Source organism: Streptomyces sp. NPDC020192, from assembly GCF_044388685.1.
GTDB lineage: Bacteria > Actinomycetota > Actinomycetes > Streptomycetales > Streptomycetaceae > Streptomyces.
On sequence record NZ_JBIRXG010000116.1, the window covers coordinates 1 to 2,192 of the forward strand.

Annotated in this window: 2 protein-coding genes; both read right to left on the reverse strand. The window is 70.1% G+C overall.

The annotated features are described in order from the left end of the window. The coding region (locus ACH47Z_RS47105) for a beta-ketoacyl synthase N-terminal-like domain-containing protein (protein ID WP_399086805.1) at nt 1-1,124 on the reverse strand (1,124 nt) is incomplete at its 3' end. Between the two features lie 48 nt (nt 1,125-1,172). Continuing rightward, a partial coding sequence (locus ACH47Z_RS47110) for a beta-ketoacyl reductase (protein ID WP_399086808.1) occupies nt 1,173-2,192 on the reverse strand: 1,020 nt, incomplete at its 5' end.

Consider the following 2,192-nt stretch of genomic DNA (forward strand, 5'->3'; position numbering starts at 1 on the left):
ACCGAGCCCAGCCACAGCGGCCGGTCCTCGGTCCGTTCCTTTCCGTACGTCGCCAGCAGTGCCTGCGCCTCGATCGGGTCGCCCAGCGCGGTCCCCGTGCCGTGCGCCTCCACCGCGTCGATGTCGTTCGGCGCGAGGCGGGCGTTGGCGAGAGCCTGCCGGATCACCCGCTGCTGCGACGGCCCGTTGGGCGCGGTGAGCCCGTTGCTCGCACCGTCCTGGTTGACGGCGGATCCCCGTACGACGGCCAGGACCCGGTGCCCATGACGCTGCGCGTCCGACAGCCGCTCGACGAGCAGCACACCCACACCCTCGGAGAACCCCGTGCCGTCGGCGGTCGCGCCGAACGCCTTGCAGCGGCCGTCCGGCGACAGCACCCGCTGCCGGCTGAACTCCACGAACTCCACCGGGTTGGGCATGATCGTCACACCGCCCGCCAGCGCGAGCGAGCACTCGCCGTTGCGCAGCGCCTGAACGGCGGAGTGCAGCGCCACCAGCGAGGAGGAGCAGGCGGTGTCGACCGTGACCGCGGGCCCTTCGAGACCGAAGGTGTAGGAAATCCGGCCGGAGATGATGCTGCCGATGTTTCCGGTCAGGGAATGTCCTTCCACCCCCTGCCGGGCCTGTTGCATACCCACGAGATAACCGAGGTTTCCGGCGCCGACATAGACACCCGTGGAGCTGCCCTTGAGTGAATCCGGGGCGATTCCCGCACGTTCGAGCGCTTCCCAGGAAACCTCCAGCATCAGGCGCTGCTGCGGGTCCATGGCGAGTGCTTCCCGCGGGGATATGCCGAAGGGCGCGGGGTCGAATTCCGCCGCGTCGAGAAGGAATCCGCCGGAACGGGTGTACGACGTACCGGAACGGTCCGGGTCGGGGTCATAGAGCGCGTCGAGGTCCCAGCCCCGGTCCGTGGGGAATCCGGCGATGGCGTCACGGCCCTCCGCGACCAGCTCCCACAGGCGTTCCGGGGTGTCGGCGCCGCCGGGGAACCGGCAGGCCATGCCGACAATGGCGATCGGCTCCTGGTCCTTCTCCTCGACCGCGCGCAACCGCTGCCGCGTCTCGTGGAGGTCGGCGGCGACCCGCTTCAGGTAGTCGACCAACTTTTCCTGGTTAGCCATGTGACGTGCTCCTCCTATGAGCCAGCCGCGGAAGGCGGTATCCCGCGTTCAGGAGACCCCGAGTTCGTTGTCGATGAAATCGAGGACCTCGTCAGGCGTCGCCGCCTGGAGCCGGTCCGCGACACTGGTGTGCGCAGCGGAGCTCTGTGTCTCCTTCCATTTCGCCAGGAGCAGTTCCAGGCGGGTGGTGATCGTCGCGCCGTCCTGGCCGTCGGCCCCGGCCGTGGCGAGCACGGATTCCAGCCGGTCGATTTCACCCAGCAGGGAAACGTGATGCGAGGACCCGGCCGGAGCCAGCGTCTCCACCAGATGACCGGCCAGGGCTTCCGAGGTCGGGTAGTCGAAGATGAGCGTCGAGGGCAGCCGCTGCCCCGTCGCGGCACCCAGTCGGTTGCGCAGTTCGACCGCGGAGAGGGAGTCGAAGCCGATCTCCTTGAACGAGCTGACCGGATCCACCGAGCCCGACGACGCGTATCCGAGCACCGCCGCGACATGGCTCCGCACCAACTCCAGTACGACAGCGCCCTGTTCGCTCTCGTTCAAGGCCGACAGCCGCTCCGCGAACGACGGGCCCTCGGCCGCGTCCCGGGCCGTGGCGGCCGTACGCCGAGCGGGCCCCGCCGACCGCACCAGCTCCCGCAGCACGGCAGGCAACGCTCCCTCGGCCTCCCGCGCCCGCAGCACCTTGACGTCCAGGTGCGCGGGTACGACCAGAGCCTCGGATCCGGTACCGGCGTCGAAGAGCGCCAGCGCCGTCTCGGTCGGCATGGGACGGATACCGGCGCGGGACAGCCGCGCGAGGTCGGCCTCCGACAACTCCCCGGTCATGCCGCTGGCCTGCTCCCACTGTCCCCAGGCGAGGCTGGTGGCGGGGAGATGCTGGGCGTGGCGGCGGTGGGCGAGGGCGTCGAGGAAGGTGTTGGCGGCGGCGTAGTTCGCCTGGCCCGGATTGCCGAGGACGCCCGCGACGGACGAGAAGAGGGCGAAGGCGGACAGGTCGAGGTGGCGGGTGAGTTCGTGGAGGTGGAGGGCCGCGTCGACCTTGGGGCGCAGGACGGTGTCGAGCTG